We start from the raw sequence: 15,083 nt of genomic DNA, 5'->3' as shown, positions 1-15,083 counted from the left end.
CGAATTTTCAGATTGTGTCATCATCATGAAAGAAGGTTGTCAGTTAGGACCGAATCAAGGTTGGAAAAATCACTCCGTTCAAACTTATTAATAAAGTATGTCAGCCCTTTTTTAGTCAGTCGGGGGATCGTCACGGATTCGTTATGGTCAGTTAATATACCAGGTAGCTTCTGGGTATGATGAGCAAATATACCCAGCTTCAAACCTGGTAGATTCGGACTCAAGTCATCCAAAAGATATTGATGGCGTCTCAACCAAAAGATGAAGTTTGGCGCTCCGCCCGGAAATCCTATCTGGTTGGCAGTATATGCGAACGAATATGTATTTTGAGGAATTTTCATTGTTGATTTTTTAGAGATGAACTTATACCTTACCGATGGGTAAGCTATGCCCAGATTTGATGTTCTGAGTAAGTGACAACTCTGTGTTGTGGTGGGGAAAGTCCGTGGGGCGTTATATTCGTAAGCTGTGGTTCGTCAGGCAAGTGACTGAAAACAACGTGGGCACCTTGGTTGGGATTTACACACACCCGTGAAACCGACCGTATTGCTGCAGATTTTACCGTTTGGCTATCAGCAGACGAGGAGATGGTGTAAATCATACAGCCACTTCCTCTTTCGCCCGGATAGTGTGCCGTTTAGCAAACTCTTCCTCTGCTGCGGTCGTCAGTTCATCATTTGTTTTGCGCTGATGATCTTTAATCGACTGCAAAACGACTGCTTTTTCGAAAAGGAGCTTTTTACCCATTTTGGTAACTCCCGGAACCTCTCCCCTTGCGATACGTTGTCTGGCGGTAGATTCAGCCTGACCCGTTTCATTTATGTACCACTTAAAATTGCCAAACCGGCTTTCGTTGGCAGGTACGCCTGAAGCAACTAGATGTATAAGCTTCAGGTCTGATAATAGAACCTCGATGTTGCTCAGGCGAACATCAAAGATTTCGAATGGGTTATGATGCATCAGTAGTAATTTGTTTAATACTGATGCAAAAGTGACAGGAGTGCTTTTGCTAAACCCCTTTAAAGAGGTTTATAACTTTCTCTGCAACGTTTCTAAGTCTGCTTGTGCGAGCGATTTACATTCATCCGGCAAAAAAGACATTACTTTCTGTATCTTTCTAATTCGATCCTTAATGGCTCTTCCCTCAACGTCAGTTCGCTTTTCTGCTGTATTTAGAGCAAAAAAATCATCTGCTAATTGAGAGCCACTTGTTGGGCTGTTAAAACCCAATTGTGGTGCCAGTTCTTTTATTTTTTCTTTATCATACGCCATCCCTTGATAAATATAGAAGAGGCAAATATCCTTCTTGAGAATTAGGGAGCCGGTAGGTAACGAGGGGACATCAAGCGGTATACCTAGGAAATAATCCTTGTGTAAACGTATCCAGCCCCATACAGCATCATACGTATATTTACGAAATTCTGCTTTTTGAGATGACAGAATAGCTACCAAAAAATCGAAAAAGGGCTGTGCGGATTGGTCACCCATTAATGTTCCATAAAAGGGGCCGAAATGTCGATCTAAAAAAGTATCCAGCTTATAGCCACTACCAAGCCAATTAAGTGCCTGGACTATGTTATCATTTACATGCTTTTCAGTAAGCGGACCTGCTATAGTATGTACTACATGAGGACGATAACTATCTGGCTCAAAATAATTTAGCATATCTTGGGCAAACTCATCAACGCTCTCTAGGTTACCTTGTTCGTCATGCCTAAAATAAGGATGTACGTACAACCTTGAAGCCCCCATTATATCTTTCTGAATACTTTCTGAGGCTTCCGGTTTCATACTTCACAAATTTATAAGTGGTTAAATGCCTCGTCAATCTGGTCATTCTCAAAGGAAGCTAAGTACGTTTGAGTTACAGATTCTGTTTGATGACCCATTGCTTCGCTGATTACTGCTGTAGACACCCCTGATTGTTTAAGTGCTGTTGCAAAAGCGTGCCTTGCTACGTAAGTCGTTAAAGGGGTTTCAATACCTGCAAGCTGACCAATAACTTTTAAATCCTGGTTAATTTGCCCTTTTATTTTATGTAGCCGGTTGGCAATCTGTAGGGGTGTCTGATGTTTTTCAGGGCTTAAAATGGCAAATACATAGGAATCAGGACCATTATCAGTTAAGGGACGATAATAATCCAGCAGAACATTTAGCTGTGCAGAAAGATTGAGATTAAAAAGCCCGCCTGTTTTCTGACGCACATATTGCAACCTCCCTCCTTGTACATTACCCCAGCGAAGCTGAGCAATATCTACATAGTTTATACCTCCTCCATAATAGGAAAACATAAATACATCTCTAGCTAACAATAATCTGGGTGTTGCAACATCGACGGTTTTGACCCTGTGAATTTCTGCTTTAGTAATTGCCCGCTTCCGCGTCTGCAAATCAAACTTTGCCAAGCTAAATTTATCCCTTTGTGATGTATGACGGCTAAATGGGTATAGATCTGGTGGCAGTAATTTTTCTCCGATTGATCGATTTATAGCAGCTCGTAGCGTTCGGAAATAGATACTCATTGTTGTGTCGGCGCACTTCTCACTTCGTAAATACGTTTCGAATTGGTTTAGAAAGGACACATTTACCGTCGACAGAGGGCAATCACGATCATGAAGAAACTTGGCAAGCACACGGCGGGTATCATGATAAACATTAGCATTACCTACCCGCTGAGCTACTTGAAGCTGTTCGTATATATCTTTAAGGTAAGATAGAAGCATAATACCCTTCCTATCTTTTCGAGGTTTCTTACTAGTCTCCGTCACTGAATCAATGATCATATCGATTGTGAAGGGATGACCTATCTCGTGCAACTGTTTCGCAGCGTCAGAATAACTGGTTTCCCATTTTTTTATGAGAGTAAGTAATCGTTTTTGTTCAGGATGGCTCCGTCGTGGCAGCTCTTTTTCGACATCCCACCAGTTAAGGGGACTATTCTCTCCAATCGATACGTATTTTCGATTACCGTCCTTTGTTATACGTAGTCTAAGGGGGTGAGATCCATCAGCTAAAGTCTTGCTGGTATAAAGCATCACCTTAACTTGAGGCAAGCGGTCAGTAGGCAAAAAAATAGTAGCCATCTTCAGACAGTGTACATTTTGGTGTACATAAAGGTAGGATAATGACCATCCATAACCAACTACAACCACTGTTTTTTAAGGTATAATTTATTGATTATCAGAACAATAATACATAACCAACTTTAACCATTGCATAATGACCTCTGCCTTACAAGCAGAGGGTCGGGGGTTCGAACCCCTCAACTCCCACCACTGAAAATCAAGCACTTACGATGTAAAAATTGTGAGTGCTTTTTTATTGGTGTACACCTTCCTTGATTTACGTCTTTTCTTTAAAGGGATCAATTCCAAAAGTTGTGGAGAGCGTTGTATTTTTCTAGGTTTGTGTTCTTAATCAAACCTACTTGCTTTGGAGAGTTTCTTACCCATCATCCAGTTCCTGTTGCCTGAGTTTATTCTGGAAAATTTCGAATTGACATCCATTGACCGGCTCCAGGGCGTCTTTCACGTTCATATCGAAGAGAAAAATGCCGATCAGCGGGATCCGGAACGTAAAAACCTACTCTCCAAAGGTTTCTTTCCGACTATCACGGTTCAAGATTTCCCCATTCGTGGGCACCAGGTTTTCCTCCACATCTAGCTAGCTAGTGGTGAGCCTGGGCCTGGTTGATCCAGACCGCGGGGCTTCGTTGTCCCTGGTCCTCGACCCAGACCTGGTAGAGGTCGGCGGGGGTCTGGGCGGGAATCTGGGCGGCCAGGTGGTTGGCACTCTGGGTCAGGATGGGCAGGGGGGTGGGTGTGTTGGCGTTACCCACGAGCATGAAGGCTTTGGCGGTGGGGGAGAAGTTTCCCTGCAGGCTGATGGCCTGACCGGGCAGGGCGGTGGCGGTGGTGTTAAAGAGCGCCAGCTGTGCCCACACGGGCTGAATACCTAAAAGTAGTAGAAGACAGATTGTTAATTTGAGTAACACGTGACGGTGAAGCATAAGATATTGAATTAAGAATGTATAATTCTATTATTTATTAACAAAAATAAATTATTAAATACTAATTGTTAACAATATAGATAAAATATAAACAAAAATAATTCATTTGTAGTATTTAACACTTTAGATAATATTAATATGATACTAGATTAAATTTGGAGTTACAAATTATCGTATAAATATATAGTTTTATAGATAAATTAACATATTTATGAATGTGTGCTAAGTATGTTGATCGATTTTAAATATACTTTATTATTATATAGATATAATTATGATAAAGCCTCTGCACGCTGTGACATTTGCTTCTGCGCCTGAGTCAATTCATAACAAAGCTGATTTTTTTGGTGTGTCTAATAAAAAGGAAGTTGTAATCTTTGCCCAGCCTGTTCATGTAAATTTCAGTACGATTGGTTAGGACAAACTAAATCGGCCCTCAGTAGATTTGAGGGCCGATTTCACGTAGAGCAGACTTCATGATTTAACTAAGCATGTGTTTGTTACCACATCTATTAATTTTATTCCTGAGGCACTATATATTGCTTGTAGCGAAAAAATAGGGCAATGTTATATAACTGAACATACTTTGGATTAAGCAACAAATGCTCGGGCGAGTTGAGCTTCAACAATCTATTATAAAATACATAATCTGAGTCATATTAGTTAAAAATAATCACTAAACGTTAACTAGTAGTAAACAATCTTTTTGTATAACTGTTGAAAAATACGACAGTTATACTGCTTACACCATTGTGATGAATCTACTTGGTATCAGAAGCAATGTGAAAATGGAGAAAAGTTCAGCGTGGGGATTGGATAACGCCCGCAAAACCAGCCATTCTATCAAAGCCGGGTGGAGTGTTATAGCCGAATAGCGAAAGAAGGGCGCTAAGAGAGCCAGTTCCAGCTACAGGACTGTTTCTGGAACTGGCTCAAAAATTACCGGAAATCGGTACAGATGTGAAGGCGAATTTACCCGTCAATGATTTCTAGAGAATCATTAATCAAACTCTGTTTGCAAACGCCCGGCTGTCAATCTAAGGGGTTGTTTCGCGAAGGGGATTACTTTGTGCCTTTATAAGGATCGTTCTCGCTATCCATAGAGTTGTTAATCACTTCAATAGTATAAATAGGTGTGAAATGGTAAACATCATCGGATCGACTATTTTTGAATCGTCGATACCAGCCAGTCGATGAACTCATTCAGATAGTTCAATTTAGACTACGTTCAGGTCATGTGCATACCGTATAAACATAATAAGCGCTCTTCGAAGAGCGCTTATTATGTTTATACGGTTTCTATTTATCAGATAAAAATGGTAAACCTATCAAGGCTTTGGCGCACCCGCCGATGCATTGCCGCTTGATGGAGCCAGTGAGTTGATCCAGGCGGCAATCTTCAGCGCATCAGCTTTGGGAACTTGCGGCATAGGGGGCATTTCGGTGGCATAATCGGGCCAATTCGTAGGTTTTGGGTTGTAAATCAAGGCCAGAATCTGGTCGTTGGTGTATTTGCGTTTTGCCACGTCGGCGAAAGCTGGACCTACCTGCCGCTTGTTTGCCTGATGGCAGGCAGCACAAGTATGACGAGTGAGCAGGCCTTTCACGTCATCGTAGGTTGGCGCTTTAGCCATCGTGACCGCCTGTCCTTCAACTAGTTTTGGCTTGCCACCCATGACAGCTTTGGTCGTAGCTTTTGCAGGGACTACTTTTTTGCCTGTTTCCGGAACGGCCGGGGCTGCCGAAACCGCGGCCGAGTTTTTCGTGCTTACCTCACTCATTGCCAGTTTCTCACCTTCAGGAATATTGTTCAGCGTGTAATAGGCAATGGGGTGAACAAGCGAATAGGAGCCTTCTGTACCACGAACGCCATCCAGTGTTAGCTGGTGGATATAGTACTTGCGTAAATCGCCAACAATGATCCGGGCTTTCATGCCATCCGCCGAAACCTTCACGCCTTTAAGGGGTAACGCTTCTTTGTTGATGGTCGGACTACCATAAACCGCATGGTATTTATAGATAAAACTCTCTACCCGATAGGACGCTAAATCTTCGGCCGATTTACGGTCAACCGGTTTCGTGAATTCTACTTCAAAGCCGTCGGGCATGGCTTTTACAGTACGCATTTCGAAGGGCATGGCGCCATTCCAGGCTACGCGCTGCAACCCTTCATTAGCTTCTCCGGCAGAGCCCCAACCCCGGTTGGTTTCGCCCACAAAGAGGGAGCCGTCTTTGGCAAACGCCATACGTAGTACCCCTGATTTGAACCCATTTCGGAATTCAATAGCCCCGCCCTGGTATTCGCCGTTTACTTTTTCCATAAACACCCGCGAGATTTTGCTCATGCCCTGATCGCCAACGAGCAGCTGCCCTGCAAACGGTCCAAACGCGCCCTCCGGTATTTCCAGAATTTCAGAATTAGAGATACCCAAAATGCCATGAGGCAGCCAAACCGCGGGCGTTTGAACGTCGACACTTGAAAACGTTTCTTTCAGGCCATACAGCAGGTTGGGCGTTTCGTTAACCACATTTTCGGGTTTGATGGCCCGCCCGTTTTCATCTCGGCGTCGACGTTCATCAATTTTGGCAACGAACTGCTCGGTAGTGAGTTTAACGGGTGAATTGTTCATGCCAGTCCAGCGTAAACCCGCCGGGTGTCCCGTAAACGACCCTTTCTTGACATGGAAAATGCCGCCCGATCCCATCCACTCGCCCTGATTGTCGCTGTAGAAAAGTTCACCATCGTAAATGCCCAGTCCGCAAGGCGAGCGCATACCGGTGGCCCAGGGCTGCATAGTTCCGTTCTCGCTGATTTTCATTGTCCAGCCGCGCCAGGGGACACGACTTTCGCCCCGCCACCATTCTTCATCGCCAAAGGCCACATTGCCCGTTACGAAGAACTGACCATCGGGAGCGATTTTTGGACCAAAACTGTACTCGTGATAATGTCCTGATAGGGGCCAGGCGTAAATGGTCTCGAAAATGTCGGCTTTACCATTTTTATCGGAGTCGATCATTTTGGTAAGCTCCCCACGCTGTGCGCAGTAGAAAGCACCATCTCGGTAGGTAAGCCCCAGGATCTCATGCAGACCTGATGCAAATTTGCGGAAGAAAGGTGTGCGGCTGGTTGGGTTTTCAACAATCCAGACATCGCCCCGGCGAGTGGCTACGCCAAGGTTCCCATTAGGCAATACAGTTAAACCACCCACTTCGAGTAGTGTACCTTCGGGAGCCGTTACTTTCAGGAGTTTAAAGAAATCTTCTTCCTTCGGCGATTCCTGCGCCATTGCCGCCGTTAGGGAAGCTGTAGCCAGTAAGGAAATAAGTAGTTTTTTCATCTGATGGATGGAAACGCGGATGGAGCAGATGAAGCGGATATAGAAGAATAAAACTCTATTTAATCCGTGAGATCTGTTCAATCTGTGTTCTTATTTAAAATAAGATTGAGTAAATGACTTTGCCTTTCACCGGAACAATTAATTCCTGCCGACCGTTGGCATCCCGAATAGTGGGTTTTGCACCGGCCAGATCGTCTAGTCGGACATACTCTTGTCCGTCAACGAGATACATGCCATTTTCCATTGGTGTAATGCTGGTGCCGCTAATTAGCCGGGCATAGAGATCACCGGCCGGGTTGGCAACGGTCACTTCCCGCTGAATCCCTTTACCTTCGGGCAACACCCGAACCTTGTCTTCGATTGACGAGCCATAGCTTTGGTAGCGGAAGGTAGGCCGGTCACTTTCGTCCAGCACATAGCCTTTAGGACGGTAGCTGGAGCCGGTGGTATCGGCAATCCAGTTGGCTTGTGGTGAGGCTAGTTTGCTCAGGAAAAGAACGGGTGTACCCAGCCGTTGCACCATACCCATTGGCCGCGACGAACCATCGCCCCGGTCGTGCCACATGGGTGTTGCATCCAGGAACGAGCCCCGCCAAACCTGTATTAGTGCTCCTTTGTCGAGGTCATACGTATAATGTACCTGCTCGGGGCTACCTACCGAAATAGCGTGTACGACGCGTAGAGTACGGCCCTGAGTATTTTTTTCGCCGGGCGAATCCACGCCGGGCATATCCATGAAGCTACGGAGAATGGTGTTGTTCGGGGCATCGACAATAATTGGGTCAACGTCGTCGCCATTGCCTCCGGCACCTTCGCTGATAACAAATTCGCGAACACCCGGCCCGGCTACGGTCAGACCCAGCGCAGGTTGTGCCCAGTCTACAAATTTAGAGTAGAACAACTCGAACGGCACATCACCTTTGGGCAGTGTCGCCTTGCCGCTGCCGTTCCAGCCACCGGGCGTAACAACAGACTGCTTGTTGATCTTTAGCATACCTCCGCCACCCGGCACACCCAGATTGAAGCGGTATTCGCCGGGTTCAGATACGCGCAGGGTACCCGTGTAGCGAATCAGAAACTCATTTGGAATCTGGTTGATCGAGGTAGACAGTACTTTGGTCGCGCCTTCGGATTCGGGCGCAGTTTTGTCGTAGTCCGGTTCTTTCTCGTATTTGCCTTTATAGACCGCATACTTAAGGTTTAGCAGTTCAGGGCGGGGTTTGTCGTAGGCCACATAGCGAATATTGCGAAACGCCACGGCACCATGATCGCCCTGAAAGCGAAGTGGACCAGTTGCTTTTTCGTCGGCAAAAGCGGAGCCACGGGTTGGCCCGGTTAGCTCGACATCTTCCTGAATAGGAACGCCGTTCAACTCAATCCGGATAACGCGTCCATTTTCGGTTTTCTGACCGTTAGTATTAAAGCGCGGTGCCTGAAACGAAATTTTCAAATGTTGCCATAAACCGGGGGCACGGCTGGCATTCTGGCGAGCTGCGTGGCCTTCGTACCCTTTTTGACCGTCGGGGCGCTTTTCGTCCCAGCGTTCATAAACGGCCCCATTGTCATGCACATTTGGCGTGCGAATATCCCAGCTATCGCGCATCTGTATTTCGTAGCGACCTTGCAGATATACGCCGGAATTCGATTTCGACGCCATCATATAATCCAGTTCCAGATCAACGTCGCCATGCTGGAGCGTCGTGACCAGATCATATTTGTAAGGATTTTTGGCATCTTCCGGCATTTTAGCCAGCGGAACATTAACGAGAATACCGGTTCCTTTGTCGGTTGTAATAGTGTTGGGCTTGTTCAGGTCGGCATGAACGCTGCCGGCAATGCGCCAATTGGCGGTTGGCGATGTAAACGCACTTAAGTCGTTGAGGGGGATTGCGATACCAGGTGCTGGCGCGGGTTGAGCCATTGCCAATCCAATACCAGCAACCCAGCCAACGCCCAGCGACCAGAAAAAACGGGTCGTAGTAGATGGGGTTACCATGAGATAAGAAAAGAAGTTTGAAGATCGAAAGTTACATTTTTTCCATGTAAAAGACTGATAATTGACATTTACCCTATCTTTGGACGTTTTATATCCGGAATGCATTAACCCTATTTTTTCTCCATGAAAAACTTAAGCGTATCACTGGCTGTTTGCCTCAGTTTTGCCTTCGTGAATCAGGCTTTAGCCCAACTTGAGCCCACCAAGCAAACGCCACAATCTACTGAAATCTGGGAGCCAGTACCCCCTGTTGTAACGCCCGGCGTATTTTCTGCCAATACCAGCGGCACTACCGCGCCATCGGATGCCGTTGTTTTGTTCGACGGTAAGAACACCGATCAATGGGTAGCCATTAAAGGCTATGCGCCCGCTAACTGGGAAAAAGTAAACGAAGGCCCGTTGAAATGGCCGGTAACCGATGGCATAATGTACTCGACCAAAGGCTTCTCGGCACGGTCGAAAAAAGAATTCAACGACTTTCAACTTCACATTGAGTTCAAAACCCCCGAAAAAGTAGAAGGTAACAGCCAGGGCCGTGGCAACAGTGGTGTCTTTTTACAAGGCCGTTATGAACTGCAAGTGCTTGACAACTACAACAACCCAACCTATGTGGACGGCATGGTAGGATCGATTTACAAACAGGCTATTCCGCTGGTAAACCCAAGCCGTAAGCCCGGGGAGTGGCAATCGTATGATGTTATTTATCAGGCTCCCCGTTTCAACAAAGCGGGCATGATGCTCGATTACGCCTATGTAACGGTATTGCTCAATGGTATTCTGGTGCAGAACCACGCAGCCATTCGCGGTACGACCGAATACATTGGTTACCCGAAAGTGCAAGCTCACGGAGCAGGCCCAATCCTGTTGCAGGATCACGGCAATCCAGTTGGTTTTCGTAACATATGGGTTCGCGAATTGTAACAGACTACTGTAAGTTAACCACTTAGTAAGAGCCCCCGGTGAATGCCGGGGGCTTTTTGTATACTTGCACATACGTACCAACGGGCTTTAGCCCGTAAGTCGACGTCATAAACAGTAATCTAAACACGGACTAAAGCCCGTAGGTACATGTATGCGCTTCTTTGCTCTTTTTGTTTTCCTGATTGTAGTTTCCACAGCCTGTTCAACAACTACGGTATACATTGTCCGGCATGCTGAGAAAGTGAACGAAATGGATACCAGCGATTTAACGCCAGCGGGCTATGCACGTGCCGACGCACTGGCAGAAACGCTGGCCGCTAAAGGAATCGACTCTATTTTTACGACGCCCTATAATCGAACCCGTCAAACGGCTATGGCACTTTCCAAACGTACTGGCGTTCCCTTGAAAGACTATCCGGGAAAACCAGTCGAAGCGATCGCTAATCGGATTAGCCGCATTCGAAACAAAACGGTTCTTGTAGTAGGGCACAGCAATACGATTCTGGAAATTGCCAGGGCACTTGGGGCTAAACCAGCAATGAGTAAAATTGAATCAGGAGATTTTGATAACCTGTTTCAGGTGAAAATGCAAAAGGGGTTATTCCATAAGTCGGTTACTTTTCTACCAACTACATACGGCCAGCCAACACCTCCCTGAAGGTGCCTGGTGCTGCTTATTTACCGACTTATCCTTTGTTTCTATCATTTCATTCAAATCCAGTATTGACGAGGTTTATAGGCGGCTTTACCTTTATTGGACTTATTGCTTAACTACCCTTTGCCAATGAAACGATTTGTTCTGACAATGCTTTCGATGTTCCTGTCTCTGCCATTTCTGCTGATAAATGGGCAGGGTATCCGCGCAACGGGTGATAAAATGCCGGTAGTATCGCAGACGGCTACAACCGGCACGCCAACAACTTACACCGGTCGACAGGTGATGGTGGGTAGCGGGGGTGGGTTTACCGGTTTCTCCACTACTTATTGCTTGTTGGATAATGGTAAGCTTTTCGGGCGACGTAGCCGCGATACGACGTTCACCTTTATTGGTAGGCAAACGACCGCCAACACAAAGCGCGTGTTTTCTATAGCTGAGGAAACGTGTAAGATAAAAACAGCCCGGTTCGATAACCCCGGAAATACATACACCTTCATCCGCTGGAAAAAAGGCAGGAAAGAAAACAAAGTTTCGTGGGGGGCTGCGGGTGTGACCGTACCTGCCAGCTACAAGAAATTTTATAATTCATTTATGGCAATGATTCCGGTGGTATCAAGGATGAAATGACGCGTTCTATTAATTCCAACCGGTCCGACCACCCCCAACCCCCTCCTAAAACAGGAGGGGGCTTAGTAACGGGTTATCCTTCTGCATAGCCCCCTCCTGTTTTAGGAGGGGGTTGGGGGTGGTCGGACCGGCGGGAGATAGTTCCTTGATTGTAATCATTGATACACAAAATACTGAGGGCTTTTAATCTTTACTCTTATGAAACTACCTTTCCTTTTACTAACCCTTCTCGTCGCCACTTGCGGGCTTGCCCAGCAGCCCGGCACCGGCTTTGGTCGAAAGGTCAAAACTACCCAGCCTTCAATAGGACTGGCCAGACGCTTGAATGCCGACCTCAGGCCGATACCGACAAATCGCGCAGGCCGTCAGACGCTTACCGCTTTGCTAGCTAAAAATCAGGCGATGACATCCCTGCGGCTTAGGGCTGTGAACGACTCCACAACGGGGCTCCCGGTATATATCGAGCGAAAACCAAACAGCCAAACCACCCCAAATTCGGCTAAAAATAGTGGTGGAGCACGACTCTCGGCAGAAGCCGCTGCTTCGGTAACTTTTCAGTTTATGGGGCAGGTGCGTGGGTTACTTAAACTCGAAAATCCTGCGTCGAACTTTACCGTTACCCGAACCGAAACCGACGACCTCGGTCAACAGCACGTTCGGTTGATGCAGACCCACCGGGGCGTTCCGGTACTCGGTGCCGAGCTGGTAGCTCACCTGGCCGATGGTGAGGTGACTCTGTTGAATGGCCGTTACCAATCTATTCCAAATGAGTTGGAGATAACGCCCAGACTGGCGCTAGCCGATGCGTTGGCACGGGCGCTGGCCGATGTTCGAAAGACGTCAACGGTTCGATCGTTCGGTGATAATATCCTGAAAATGAAATCGATCGAAGGTGAACTGTGCGTTTTTGCGGAAAACGGGCTTGCAAAACTGGCTTATCAACTGACCGTTCGCCCTAATATGCTCGAACGCTGGGAATATGTTATTGATGCCAAAACCGGGGACGTACTGGATAAATACAATCATACTTGCACGGTCGTTGGCCCAATCAAGGCGTCGGGTAAGGATTTGAACGGGGTGACTCGTTCTATACAGACATATCAGCAGAGTAATAACGCTTATTATCTGATCGACGCAACGCGGCCTATGTTCAATGCCACGGCGTCTAAAATGCCGGGCGACCCAGTTGGTGCGCTCTGGACAGTAGATGCCAGGAATATTAAAGGGGATAATCCCACTTTGTATCAGGTTACCTCAACCAATAATGCCGACTGGACTGCAACGGCTATTTCGGCCCATTACAATGCTGGAGTCGCGTATGATTACTACCGGAACACATTCAACCGAAATGCCCTGAATGGTAACGGGGCTACGATTGTCTCCCTGATCAATATTGTGGACGACGATGGCAAGGGACTGGATAACGCTTACTGGAATGGTCAGATTATGGCGTATGGCAACGGCAGATTGTTGAAGCCACTAGCCGGAGCGCTGGACGTAGCAGGCCACGAAATGACGCACGGCGTTATACAAAATACCGCCAATTTGCAGTATAAAAGCCAATCGGGGGCTATAAATGAGTCATTTGCCGATGTGTTTGGCGCCATGATTGACCGCGATGACTGGACGGTTGGCGAAGACATTGCTACCCCGAGTATATTACCATCGGGAGCATTGCGGAGTTTCTCGAATCCAAATCAGGGGGGCAAAAGCAAAGACCCAAATGGGTATCAGCCTGCCACCATGTCGCAGTACGAAACGACCACCGACGATAACGGTGGGGTTCACACCAATAGCGGCATTACTAACTTTGCCTTCTATAAATTCGCTACGGTTGTCGGTAAAGACAAAGCCGAAAGAGTGTATTATCGTGCTCTGACCACCTATCTTGTTCGCACATCGCAGTTTCTGGATTTGCGATTGGCCATCATCAAGGCCGCCGGAGATTTATATGGGTCAACCGGTGCCGAAGTGACTGCTGCTAAAAATGCCTTCGATGCCGTAGGTATTACCGAAAGCACGCCATCGACACCCGGTAAGCAACCCGATGTGCCGGTGGCTGCGGGACAGGATTTACTGCTCCTGGCTGATGCAAGTGACTCGAAACTCTACTCGACGGTTGTAGATGTCAAGCCCGCTAAATTCGACCCGAAATCGACATTGGGTATGCGTCACCGGCCAAGTGTTACCGACGATGGAAAAACGGCTTATTACGTAACAGCAGACAAGCGAATCCGGGCGGTGAACCTATCGGGCACAGCCACCGAAACGGTAATCTCCGATGAGACCATTTGGGATAACGTAGCTATCTCGAAAGATGGCACCAAGCTAGCTGCGCTTACGGCCGATCAGGATGGGTCTATTTATGTATATAGTTATGCCAAAAAGAAATGGGCAGAATTTAAACTCTATAATCCGACTTATACAGAGGGCGTTCAAACGGGCGATGTGCTGTATGCTGACTCATTCGAGTGGGATTTTGCCGGAGAAAACATCGTGTATGATGCGTATAACGAAATTAAGAACACGAGTGGCGACGCCATTGACTATTGGGATGTGGGGTTCATGAATGTCTGGAATAATAAAACAGGCGATTTTGCCGACGGTACCATCGAGAAGCTATTCTCTGATCTGGAACAGGGGGAAAGCATTGGAAACCCATCGTTTTCAAAAAACTCGCCGGACATTATTTCGTTCGATTACGTTAATGATAACGATAACACGTACTATGTGCTGGCAACGGATTTGAGTACGGGTACGTTGAAGACTGTGTATAAGAACAATACATTAGGCTTTCCAAGCTACTCGCGTCTGGATAATAAATTGGTGTTCAGCACCGAGACAGGTACACGAGAGGATATTTCGGGAATCAATCTGGGGGCTGATAAACTGTCGCCTTCAGGAACGGCCACTGTCTTGTATATGAACGCAAAATGGCCGGTCTGGTATACGCAGGCTACCCGTACATTACCCACAAAAACCACCCAGACAATTACGTTCGACATCATTGCCGACCGGTACAGTAACCAGGGAGACATGACGCTCAAGGCAACCTGTTCGTCCAGTTTGCCTGTGAGTTTCCAGGTGAAAAGCGGCCCGGCCACGCTAACCGGCTCCACACTGAAATTTACCGGCACGGGACTCGTCACCATTCGCGCCTATCAGGATGGCAATACGCAGTTTTATGCGGCCACGGCTGTGGAGCGGTCATTTAACGTGCTTACCGTTACGGGTACAGAACCCCTCTGGTCTGACGCTATGGTACTTTATCCGAATCCTGTCAATTCAACACTCACCATTGAACTGCCCGGCACTGAAACCATCGAGCGCGTATCGCTCCAGACGTTAACAGGCGCTACGGTTGTTCAACCCGTTATGCGTGCTCGTCAGCACGCGGCCACGCTGGAGGTCGGGCATTTGCCCAAAGGGTTATATTTCCTGCAAATACAAACACCCACCGGCACAGCGAACCGCAAGGTGATTAAGGAGTAATATGACAGGTGTAAACACGAAAGCAGTGCCCGGTATGATCCA

At 47.0% G+C, this 15,083-nt stretch carries 11 protein-coding genes and 1 pseudogene; 7 read left to right on the top strand and 5 right to left on the bottom strand.

Going from position 1 to position 15,083, the window contains the following annotated elements; all coding sequences use genetic code 11:
- Nucleotides 1–597: 597 nt before the first annotated feature.
- The 3 genes from CWM47_RS24060 to CWM47_RS24050 all read right to left on the bottom strand — a co-directional run bounded on the left by CWM47_RS24060 (nt 598) and on the right by CWM47_RS24050 (nt 3,083).
- The gene (locus CWM47_RS24060) at nt 598–960 is read right to left on the bottom strand and encodes a hypothetical protein (RefSeq protein WP_100990717.1); all 363 of its coding nucleotides are present in this window, start codon (nt 958–960) and stop codon (nt 598–600) included.
- A 69-nt stretch (nt 961–1,029) separates the two neighbouring features.
- Nucleotides 1,030–1,791 (bottom strand): hypothetical protein, encoded by a 762-nt coding sequence (locus CWM47_RS24055; RefSeq protein WP_100990716.1) that lies wholly within the window; start codon nt 1,789–1,791, stop codon nt 1,030–1,032.
- An 11-nt stretch (nt 1,792–1,802) separates the two neighbouring features.
- Nucleotides 1,803–3,083 (bottom strand): site-specific integrase, encoded by a 1,281-nt coding sequence (locus CWM47_RS24050; protein ID WP_100990715.1) that lies wholly within the window; start codon nt 3,081–3,083, stop codon nt 1,803–1,805.
- A 349-nt stretch (nt 3,084–3,432) separates the two neighbouring features.
- On the opposite strand from CWM47_RS24050, the gene CWM47_RS40675 reads away from it, so the two are divergent.
- From CWM47_RS40675 to CWM47_RS40330, 3 genes and pseudogenes are all read left to right on the top strand, one after another.
- Nucleotides 3,433–3,663: an ISAon1 family transposase N-terminal region protein gene (locus CWM47_RS40675; RefSeq protein WP_240625413.1), complete on the top strand. Its 231-nt coding sequence runs from the start codon at nt 3,433–3,435 to the stop codon at nt 3,661–3,663.
- A gap of 7 nt (nt 3,664–3,670) precedes the next feature.
- Nucleotides 3,671–3,958: a hypothetical protein gene (locus CWM47_RS38290; protein WP_157816057.1), complete on the top strand. Its 288-nt coding sequence runs from the start codon at nt 3,671–3,673 to the stop codon at nt 3,956–3,958.
- Between the two features lie 755 nt (nt 3,959–4,713).
- A pseudogene (locus CWM47_RS40330) lies at nt 4,714–4,884 on the top strand (hypothetical protein); the annotation flags it as partial.
- Between the two features lie 453 nt (nt 4,885–5,337).
- Here CWM47_RS40330 and CWM47_RS24035 read toward each other — a convergent pair.
- Complete coding sequence (locus tag CWM47_RS24035) at nt 5,338–7,347, bottom strand: c-type cytochrome (protein WP_100990713.1); 2,010 nt, start codon at nt 7,345–7,347, stop codon at nt 5,338–5,340.
- A 94-nt stretch (nt 7,348–7,441) separates the two neighbouring features.
- Nucleotides 7,442–9,343, bottom strand: coding sequence for a family 16 glycoside hydrolase (locus CWM47_RS24030; protein ID WP_100990712.1), 1,902 nt, complete (start codon nt 9,341–9,343; stop codon nt 7,442–7,444).
- A 123-nt stretch (nt 9,344–9,466) separates the two neighbouring features.
- Between CWM47_RS24030 and CWM47_RS24025 the strand changes: the two genes are divergently transcribed.
- The 4 genes from CWM47_RS24025 to CWM47_RS24010 all read left to right on the top strand — a co-directional run bounded on the left by CWM47_RS24025 (nt 9,467) and on the right by CWM47_RS24010 (nt 15,041).
- Entirely contained in the window at nt 9,467–10,264 is a 798-nt protein-coding gene (locus CWM47_RS24025) for a 3-keto-disaccharide hydrolase (RefSeq protein WP_100990711.1), read from the top strand.
- Between the two features lie 151 nt (nt 10,265–10,415).
- Entirely contained in the window at nt 10,416–10,922 is a 507-nt protein-coding gene (locus CWM47_RS24020) for a SixA phosphatase family protein (protein WP_100990710.1), read from the top strand.
- A 126-nt stretch (nt 10,923–11,048) separates the two neighbouring features.
- On the top strand, nt 11,049–11,549 hold the full coding sequence (locus CWM47_RS24015) for an FAD-binding oxidoreductase (RefSeq protein ID WP_240625412.1): 501 nt from the start codon (nt 11,049–11,051) through the stop codon (nt 11,547–11,549).
- Between the two features lie 198 nt (nt 11,550–11,747).
- Nucleotides 11,748–15,041 carry a M4 family metallopeptidase gene (locus tag CWM47_RS24010; RefSeq protein ID WP_100990709.1) on the top strand — a complete coding sequence of 1,098 codons (3,294 nt, stop codon included), beginning with the start codon at nt 11,748–11,750 and terminating at the stop codon, nt 15,039–15,041.
- Nucleotides 15,042–15,083 lie beyond the last annotated feature (42 nt).

It is taken from the genome of Spirosoma pollinicola (genome assembly GCF_002831565.1).
Taxonomy (GTDB): domain Bacteria; phylum Bacteroidota; class Bacteroidia; order Cytophagales; family Spirosomataceae; genus Spirosoma; species Spirosoma pollinicola.
Note: the sequence above shows the minus strand (reverse complement) of the source record. Positions and strands in the feature narration are given on the sequence as shown.

Excerpts from the sequence above, each read along its gene's own strand:
- CWM47_RS24055 (WP_100990716.1), bottom strand. The coding sequence starts at position 1,791 with ATGAAACCGGAAGCCTCAGAAAGTATTCAGAAAGATATAATGGGGGCT.
- CWM47_RS24020 (WP_100990710.1), top strand. The coding sequence starts at position 10,416 with ATGCGCTTCTTTGCTCTTTTTGTTTTCCTGATTGTAGTTTCCACAGCC.
- CWM47_RS24015 (WP_240625412.1), top strand. The coding sequence starts at position 11,049 with ATGAAACGATTTGTTCTGACAATGCTTTCGATGTTCCTGTCTCTGCCA.
- CWM47_RS24035 (WP_100990713.1), bottom strand. The coding sequence starts at position 7,347 with ATGAAAAAACTACTTATTTCCTTACTGGCTACAGCTTCCCTAACGGCG.
- CWM47_RS24025 (WP_100990711.1), top strand. The coding sequence starts at position 9,467 with ATGAAAAACTTAAGCGTATCACTGGCTGTTTGCCTCAGTTTTGCCTTC.
- CWM47_RS24060 (WP_100990717.1), bottom strand. The coding sequence starts at position 960 with ATGCATCATAACCCATTCGAAATCTTTGATGTTCGCCTGAGCAACATC.
- CWM47_RS24050 (WP_100990715.1), bottom strand. The coding sequence starts at position 3,083 with ATGGCTACTATTTTTTTGCCTACTGACCGCTTGCCTCAAGTTAAGGTG.
- CWM47_RS24030 (WP_100990712.1), bottom strand. The coding sequence starts at position 9,343 with ATGGTAACCCCATCTACTACGACCCGTTTTTTCTGGTCGCTGGGCGTT.
- CWM47_RS24010 (WP_100990709.1), top strand. The coding sequence starts at position 11,748 with ATGAAACTACCTTTCCTTTTACTAACCCTTCTCGTCGCCACTTGCGGG.